This is a genomic window from Staphylococcus sp. GDX8P114P-2 (assembly GCF_017892945.1).
Lineage (GTDB): Bacteria > Bacillota > Bacilli > Staphylococcales > Staphylococcaceae > Staphylococcus > Staphylococcus arlettae.
Window position 1 is genome coordinate 89,752 of the sequence record NZ_JAESMB010000007.1, and the last position, 9,512, is coordinate 99,263.

The 9,512-nt window shown below is 34.3% G+C and carries 6 protein-coding genes; 5 read left to right on the plus strand and 1 reads right to left on the minus strand.

The annotated features are described in order from the left end of the window. Positions 1 to 22 precede the first annotated feature (22 nt). On the minus strand, positions 23 to 1,465 hold the full coding sequence (locus KA845_RS02840) for a M20 family metallopeptidase (protein WP_021459753.1): 1,443 nt from the start codon (positions 1,463 to 1,465) through the stop codon (positions 23 to 25). Between the two features lie 137 nt (positions 1,466 to 1,602). Here KA845_RS02840 and KA845_RS02845 point away from each other — a divergent pair, with 137 nt between their 5' ends. From KA845_RS02845 to KA845_RS02865, 5 genes are all read left to right on the plus strand, one after another. Beyond that, on the plus strand, positions 1,603 to 3,141 hold the full coding sequence (locus KA845_RS02845) for an AbgT family transporter (protein WP_210127784.1): 1,539 nt from the start codon (positions 1,603 to 1,605) through the stop codon (positions 3,139 to 3,141). Between the two features lie 120 nt (positions 3,142 to 3,261). Next, on the plus strand, positions 3,262 to 4,788 hold the full coding sequence (ppx, locus tag KA845_RS02850) for an exopolyphosphatase (protein ID WP_103388737.1): 1,527 nt from the start codon (positions 3,262 to 3,264) through the stop codon (positions 4,786 to 4,788). Positions 4,789 to 4,855: 67 nt separating this feature from the next. Continuing rightward, positions 4,856 to 7,015: an RNA degradosome polyphosphate kinase gene (locus KA845_RS02855; RefSeq protein ID WP_002510016.1), complete on the plus strand. Its 2,160-nt coding sequence runs from the start codon at positions 4,856 to 4,858 to the stop codon at positions 7,013 to 7,015. Positions 7,016 to 7,155: 140 nt separating this feature from the next. Continuing rightward, the gene (locus KA845_RS02860) at positions 7,156 to 8,457 is read left to right on the plus strand and encodes a D-serine ammonia-lyase (RefSeq protein ID WP_021459757.1); all 1,302 of its coding nucleotides are present in this window, start codon (positions 7,156 to 7,158) and stop codon (positions 8,455 to 8,457) included. A gap of 221 nt (positions 8,458 to 8,678) precedes the next feature. Next, on the plus strand, positions 8,679 to 9,497 hold the full coding sequence (locus KA845_RS02865; protein WP_002510013.1) for an ATP phosphoribosyltransferase regulatory subunit: 819 nt from the start codon (positions 8,679 to 8,681) through the stop codon (positions 9,495 to 9,497). The last annotated feature ends 15 nt before the right edge of the window (positions 9,498 to 9,512 follow it).

The following is a 9,512-nucleotide window of genomic DNA, read 5'->3' on the forward strand; positions in this document are numbered from 1 at the left end:
CACCGTTTACTCTAATTCTCTCTTATTCCATGTTATGTACAGGAGGTTTAACCTCTTCAGGTAATGGGCTTTGATACTGATCGCGTCCTATTTCGCGATCAAATTCTTGTTCGATATCCTTTAATTTTTCTGGATGTTCTAATACATAAATCGCACTTCGAGCTAATACACGTGCTGCACGTGACATCCCTTTTTGTGCCACCGTACTTTTGCCTTGTGCAACCATTTGCCACGTATGTAACTGTGTCCCTATAGCTGCAGTTGCGGTTGTTACTTGTGCAGTTGGAACGTTCCAACTAACATCTGCCACATCTGTAGAACCATACATTATTTTTGTTGTAGGTTCATATGGATGAATGACATCACTTAAATTTTTCCCTTCAACTAAATGTTGATCTTGTAACACTCCAAAGCTCTCATACGTTTTAACAGCAGTTTGTTGCTCTTCCTCACTTAAAGTTTCCCAAAGTGCTTGTGCAAAAGTTTGTTCTTCAGATGTATAACTAATCTGTCGTTCTTTATCTAATTCATCAAATACCACTTGCTCTAAAGTTTGATTAGGTACATATTCTGAAACTGCAGACATTAGCTCTGAGGACATAGTTGTCCCAGTCATTAACGCTGCGCCTTGTGCAATTTTATCGACACGTTTATAAATTTCACGTGCATCTTCTATTTTCGGTGCCCTGATTAAATATACTACTTCAGCTTCAGCTTGCACAACATTAGGAGAGACACCTCCTGTATCCGTAATAGCATAATGAATGCGTGCATCCTGGATAAGGTGTTCACGTAAATAGTTTCCACCTACATTCATCAGTTCTACAGCATCTAATGCACTTCTACCGATATGTGGCGCACTTGCTGCATGCGCACTTTTTCCTTTAAATTTATACTTAACTTGGAAATTAGCTAATGAGCGTAATGCCATAATTGCATTAAAAGGTGTAGGATGCCAAGTTAAAGCTAAATCTAAGTCATCAAACATCCCCGCTCTCGCTAAAAAACCTTTGCCCGATCCGCCTTCTTCAGCTGGACAACCAATTATTTTTACAGTTCCAGGAAGTTTATACTTCTCAAGATAAGCTTGTACTGCGAGTGCAGCACCGATAGCACCTGTCCCTAATAAATTATGACCACACCCATGGCCAGCTTTATTGTGCTCCACTGGTTTGTTATAGGTAATGTTTGCTACTTGGCTTAATGAAGGTAATGCATCATACTCTGCTAACAATCCAATTACTGGACCTTTATTGCCAAAAGTAGCTGAAAAAGCAGTTGGAATATTGGCTATGCCCTGCTCAATATCAAAACCTTGTTGCTCTAAATAGTTACATATCTCAGCACTCGAGTCGTATTCTTCATATAATGTTTCTGGGTGATCCCATATAAAATCGCTTAGCATTTGCAACTCTTGCGCTTTATCTTCAATTATTTGTTGTACAAATAGTTCATAATCTTTCATTATTAATTCCCACCGCCTTCGTCCACTACATAATAACACGATTCTTTTCTAAAAATACAATTTTTCAGAATATTTATGTTTTTTTCATCTTAGCTTTGTTATAATTTCGAATAAGCTCAAACGTGGAGGGATTTGCAATGAAAAAGCAAAACAAACCGAAAGTTTCATTTGTACATAAAGCTTTAAACGGCGTAGAAGTCGTTGGAAATCGTTTGCCTGATCCTAGCATTTTATTTTTTCTAATGTGCGTAGGTTTGGCCGTTATAACTTGGGTAGTCTCACTCTTTCAAGTAAGTGTGAAACATCCAGGTACAGGTGATGCTGTCGCCATTAAAAGCATTATTAGTAAAGATGGCATCACAATGATTTTTAATGATGCTATACAAAATTTTTCTGAGTTCCCTGCTTTAGGTCTAGTACTGTCCGTAATGTTAGGTATAGGTATTGCTGAAAAGACAGGTTACTTTGATAAATTAATGATTCAAGTAGTACAAAAAGCACCAAAGAAATTTATCGTTCCCTGTATTATTATTATTGGTATCTTAGGTAATGCTGCTGGTGATGCTGCTCCTATTGTCTTACCACCACTGACTGCCATAGTATTTATTAAATTAGGCTATCACCCGATAGCAGGATTGGCTATGGCATATGCAGCTGCTTTAGGTGGTTTTTCAGCTAACTTTTTAATAGGTATGTCAGATGCGCTACTATACGCATTTACCAAACCAGCTACCAATATTGTATCTGATAGTATCCAAACTAATGTCGCAATGAATTGGTATTTTATCGCTGCTAGTGTCGTAGTTTTACTACCTGCTGTGTATTGGGTCACAATGAAAATAGTTATACCTCGACTTGGGACTTATGACGCCAGTGATACAGATATTACTAGCGAGGATTCTGATACAACAATTAGTCCAAAAGAAAAGCGCGCTTTATTTTGGGCGAATATTAGTTTTGTAGCTGTAATCGTCTTAATCGTTGTAACTGCAATACCTCAAAATAGTTTTTTACGTAACGCCAAAACAGGCAGCTTATTAAATGATGCCCCTATTATTAATGGCGTAGGACTACTTATTTTAATTCTCTTTTTAGTACCAGGATTAGTATATGGCATTATGACCCAAAAATTAGCGAATTCAAAAGATTTAGGCAAGATGTTAGCAGACTCTATGTCTTCCATGGGATCATTTATTGTTATTGTCTTTTTTGCCGCACAACTACTAGCATTTTTAGAATGGAGTAATTTAGGTATTATTGTTGCAGTTAAAGGTGCAGCATTACTCCAAGGACAAAATGGTATTGTGCTTATTATAGGTATTATTTTGCTGAGCTCAATTATAAATTTACTTATAGGCAGTGCTTCAGCTAAATGGGGTATTTTAGCACCTATTTTTATACCGATGTTAGTGCTTGTAGGATTTCATCCAGCATTTACGCAAATGTTATATCGCATAGGTGATTCTATTACTAATCCTATAACACCAATGATGCCTTACTTACCATTACTTTTGTCTTACGCACAAAAATATGATCCGAAAATGAAACTGGGTTCTTTACTCTCTAGTTTAATGCCCTATTCAATCGTATTAGGCATTGTGTGGCCACTCTTCATGATAATATGGTTCTTATTAGGCTGGCCATTAGGTCCTGGGGGTCCTATCTTCAGCAAATAAAATGACATTACTATTTCAGTCAATTTTTGACAATTAAATTGCCACAAATATATTTGAATCGTGTATGATAGGGTAAATAAAAAAAAACACGACTTAACAATATACACCTAGGAGGCAAATATGAAACGCATAGGTTTAATCGATATTGGATCAAATACCATTCGCTTAGTGATATTTGAATTCGATAAAAAGACTGGTTTAGATGAAGTACTTAATATAAAAACACCTGCACGTTTAAGTCAGTATTTGACTAATGATTTAACGATGACACAAGAAGGTATTGAAGTATTAACTACAACTTTGAGTAGTTTTAAACGTGTCTCAGATAAATTTGCAACAGACGAACTACACCCTATTGCTACAGCAGCAATTAGACAATCGACTAATCGAGATGACATTATCAAACATATTGAACAACAACTTAATATAACAATGCGTATTATCCCTGAAGAGAGTGAAGCTTTTTATGGTTATTATGCAATCACACATACGACAAATATTTCAGATGGTATCTCTGTCGATATCGGTGGCGGTTCTACAGAAGTAACATTATTTAAAGATAAACAGCTAAAAGCTGCCCACAGTTTCCCATTTGGTGTAGTGACGCTGACTAAAAAATTTTTCAGTGACAAACCGCACAATGATAAACATGCTATAAAAGATATGGAAAAGTTTCTAATTAAGCAATTTAGTCAATTAGACTGGCTTAATGATGCTCAAGTAGCTCTTGTAGGTGTTGGTGGGTCTGCACGTAATGTCGCGCGTATTCATCAATCTGCACACGACTACCCTATAGGGGGTGTCCACAACTATTCTATGAGTGCTAAAGATGTTGAAGAAGTATTTTCGCTAATCAAAAAATCATCACGCGATGAATTAAAAGATGTAGATGGTTTGAGTGGTGACCGAATAGATATCATTTTACCGGCTGTTGCAGTATTTAAAAATTTATTCACTAAAATCAATGCCACCCAATTTACTTTTTCACGTAAAGGGTTACGTGAAGGCTATGTGATGCATTTAATTAGCGAGCAATTTCCTGATCAGTTCAACAAAGAAAATATTCGCCAAGATGCGCTATATCATTTGGCTAATGAATATAAAATAGAAGAAAAAAGTGCGAAACAGCGTGTTAAGCTTGCCTTATCTTTACTCAATCAATTGATAGAAACAAAACATTTAGACATTAGTAAGACAGATAAACGATTATTTGCGGAAGGATCTTATTTGTATTATTTAGGGAGCTTTATAAATGCTGATTCAAGTTCTCCACATACCTATTATATTATTGCTAATTCTATGATTGAAGGTTTTACACATCAAGAACGTGTCAAACTTGCTTTACTTGCAAGTTTCAAAAACAAATCATTAATGAAATTTTACAGTCACGAAACAAAATGGCTAGTACAAGACGAATTAGATACTATCCAGTCATTAGGTGGCATCATCAAATTTATTAACGCATTGAATATCTCTCAAACAAATGTCGTCGATCGTATTTATCTAAAGAAAGAAAAAGGCGATTACACACTTTACGTATTTTATGAGGGAGAACCTGTTGCTGAAGAATATCAAGCTAATCGACAAAAGAAGCATATCGAAAAGATATTAAAGGACAAACTTTCTATTAACTTTACACGCGCTTAATATTTATATGATAAGTTAAAATAAGATTATTATGCAATTTAGACTATAACGAGGTGTAGCGAGTATTATGCAAAATTATTTAAGATCCAAAGATTTGAATTTACCACAATATTATAATAATAGAGAGCTAAGTTGGTTGGATTTTAACTTTCGTGTTTTGCAAGAAGCAGAAGATAAAAATAACCCTCTGTTAGAGCAACTCAATTTTATATCAATTTTCAGTTCTAATTTAGACGAATTCTTTATGGTTCGTGTAGCTGGTTTACAAGATCAATATAAGATGGGGTACGATAAGCCTGAAAACAAAGCCCAATTAACGCCAAAACAACAACTTGAACAAATTAAAATTAAAAATAAACACTACGTCAATTTACAATATAAACGCTATAATGAATTAGTTGATGAATTAAAACAATACAAAGTCGAAATTGTTGAGCCTGAATGTTTAAACGATGATTTGTTAGCTGACTTAGAACAAGAGTTCAAATTAAGCATCTTACCCACATTAACACCATTAGGTATTGATGCCTATCATCCATTTCCAAAATTAAATAATAAAAGTTTAAATATTTTTGTTGATATCGATACTGAAGATGCTATTAATTCAGCCATTGTGCAAATACCATCTTTAATACCTAGATTCACCACTTTAAATGATGGTGATAAACAGTATGTAGTTATGATTGAAGACATAATAACGTACTTTATAAATTACCTCTTCACTGGTTTTGAAGTATTAAACACCTTTACTTTTAGAATTACTAGAAATGCAGACTTAACTATTCACGAAGATGGTGCTGAAGATTTATTAATCGAAATTGAACGTTTCTTAAAAGAACGTAAAAGTGGTTCGTCTGTACGTCTTGAAGTAGATGGAAGAACAACTACTTACGAAGATATTCAATGGTTAATAAATCAATTGGAAGTAGACGATGATCATATTTACTTTGTTGATGGACCATTAGATTTAACTTTGTTATTTGGTTTAGTAGATCACTTATCAAATAAACTAAAACATTTAAAATATCCAAAATATTCACCTCAAATACCACAATCATTAGGAAACAATGATATTTTTGAATTATCGTTAAAACGTGATATCTTTTTCCATCATCCGTATGAAACATTTGAGCCGATTGTAGATTTTGTACGCGAAGCGGCAAACGATCCAAATACCATAGCAATCAAACAAACACTCTATAGAGTTAGTAAAGATTCTCCTATAATTCAAAGCTTAAAAGATGCTGCAGAAAAAGGAAAACAAGTGACTGTGTTAGTCGAATTAAAAGCACGTTTCGATGAAGAAAACAATGTACATTGGGCACGTGAATTAGAAGATGCAGGCTGTCACGTAATTTATGGTATGACTTATTTAAAAACCCATAGTAAGATTTCCCTTGTCGTTAAGCGTATCGGCAATGAGTTAACTTCCTTTGTCCATCTTGGCACAGGTAATTATAATGATAAAACAGCAAAAATATATACAGATATGGGTCTTATTACTACTGACAATGCTATCGTTGAAGATGGTATTAATTTCTTTAATTATTTAAGTGGTTACTCAATCAAACCTAAATATAATAAATTGATTGTAGCTCCTTATGATATTCGCGATGAATTTATTGCGCGTATCGATAATGAAATTATACAACATAAACAATATGGCAACGGTAAAATCATGATGAAAATGAACTCATTAACTGATAAAGATATTATCTTAAAATTATTTGAAGCTTCTCGTGCCGGTGTTACTGTCAAGCTCATCATTAGAGGAATTTGTTGCTTGAAACCTGGAATCCCTGGTATAAGTGACAATATTGAAGTCGTAAGTATTGTCGGCCGTTTCTTAGAACACTCACGTATTTACTATTTCCATAATAATGGCGAGGACAATATCTATCTATCATCAGCGGATGCCATGACTCGAAATATGATAAAACGTGTAGAAATCCTTTTCCCTGTAGAAGATAAAGAGATTAGCCAACGTTTAATAAATTATTTAAATTTACAGTTATCAGATAATCAAAAAGGTCGTTATCAAGATGCAGCCGGCAATTATCACTACATTCAAAATAATTTGTCACCATTAAACTCTCAAGCGTACTTAATGCAAGAAGCAATAGAATATGGCAACTCATTAACAGCTTTCAAAACGCAAAACTATGCCACACCAGTCACATCTAAACGTGGATGGTTTTCAAAATTTAAAAATAGCTTTAAAAGATAAATAATATAAATATTAAAGAGTTAACTCTCACTTACATAAAGTGTGGTTGACTCTTTTTTTGGCACATCTTCTCGTCCACTAAGCACTGTCACTTTTGATATAATAAAATTACTATCAAGCTTAGTAACGGAGGTTAATATATGACTATTTATTCCAATCTTGTAACACACTATCCAGAACTCCAATCTTTAAAAGATTATAGACCTATATTGTGGCTAAATCCGAACTACGGAATGACGACACCACAGCAATTTTCACTTAGTGATATAGAAGCGGCACAACAACGATTACGCCGTTTCAGCTCATATATTCAAACAGTATTTCCAGAAACAAGCGAAGCTGATGGTTTAATTGAATCCCCATTAATGGAAATCCCTAATATGCAAAGCGCGCTTGAACATCACTTTCACACTGCTATTCCGGGTTCATTATTTTTAAAATGTGATCACGCATTACCTATTTCAGGTTCAATTAAAGCGCGCGGTGGAATTTACGAAGTATTAAAATTTGCGGAAACAATTGCTCAACAAAAAGGTGGCCTGTCGTTAGAAGATGATTATAGTATTTTATCTTCCCCCTATTATCAACAGTTATTCTCACAATACACCATAGCAGTAGGATCTACAGGTAACTTAGGCCTTAGTATTGGCATTATGAGTGCAAAATTAGGCTTCAATGTCAATGTGCACATGTCTAATGAAGCGCGTGAATGGAAAAAAGCGCGTTTACGTTCTCTGGGAGTTAATGTTATTGAACATACATCAGACTATCAGGTAGCTGTTGCAAACGGACGCAAAGCTGCTGCTGATGATCCTACATGCCATTTCGTTGATGATGAAGGTTCTACAGATTTATTTTTGGGATATAGTGTAGCTGCACTACGTTTAAAGACTCAACTAGATGCACAAAATATTAAGGTAGATGCAACACATCCATTGTTCGTTTATCTTCCTTGTGGTGTAGGTGGTGGTCCTGGAGGTGTTGCTTATGGCCTCAAAACTGTTTTTGGTGAGCATGTTCATTGTTTATTTGCAGAACCAACTCACGCACCTTGTATGACATTAGGTATGATAACAAAACTTCATGATCAAATTGTCGTTACCGATATAGGCATCGATGGTAAAACGTCGGCTGATGGTTTAGCAGTCTCGCGTCCTTCTAAACTCGTTGGTGAAGTCATGATGCCAATATTATTAGGATGTGCTACCGTTACAGATGACATGATGTACAAATATTTATACTTATTAAATAAAAATGAACACATTCAAGTCGAACCTTCTGCAACTGCTGGTTTTGCAGGTATAATTCCAACTTTACAACAATCACAACAATTTAACTTTGAAAATGCTACACATATAGTTTGGTCTACGGGTGGTAATATGGTCCCTGCAACTGATATGTCTGAGTATATTCAACATGGTGCTAACTTAATGTCACATTAAATATAAGTTTTAACTTATCAAAAACTGTATGAACAATTTGTTTAAAGTTCAAATGTGATGGAGATATTTACTGTTACTTACAGAATTTCTTCATCACTTTTTTAATTCAATAAATATTCAGAATATTTATTGAATTAAAAACATAGATATGTTAAAGTTTAACTTATCATTTAATCCTTTACTTCGGTAGAGAATAAAAGTAAATCGCAAAGGATGGTATTATGACAAATGCAACAACTTTAATCAGAAATAAAGAAAAAGAACTCGCATTTCTAAAACATTTTGAACAAGCAGATTATCAACTTGTGGACTTCAGTTTTATAGAATCATTAACGTGGCCTACATTAACACAAGATGATTTACAACAAATGACTGAACGAAGTTTTTGGCAACATAACCATCAGATTTTTGCGTTACGTAACGACTTTACAGATCAATTATTACGTTATTATAGCAATTATCCATCACCTAATAATAAAGTGGCATATTCTGGTCCTATTATTCGCGATAATATTGTTAATACACAATTAGGTATTGAACATTACAACCCTACTATTAATGATATGCAAAATGATTTTATAACCTTTTATGATTTTATTAAATCAACTTTACAAGATGATATTGAATTCGTCATTCTAGGTCACTATCAGTTAATAGATTTACTCTTAGCAGACAAAGAACAAAACGCTCAAATTTTGAAGTTAATACAAGAACGCAACATTTCTGAATTATCTCAGCAGTTAGGTACAGCACATCCAATCGTTCAATTATTAATGACAAAAACTACAGACCAACTTAAACTATTAACACAACTTTACACAGTAGATCATAGTACGATTCAAGCATTAACACGTTGGGAACAATTTTTTAAATCATTAGGTGTTACTGATATTCACCTAGATATCACACCTCAACCACCTCGTTCATATTATAAGGGCGCATTTATGACATGCACATTGCAACATAACAAAGCGCAACAATTGACCGGTGGTTATTATACAGGCGAATTAGAAGGTTTTGGATTAGGGTTTATTCTTTAAATTAAAGGAGAGAAT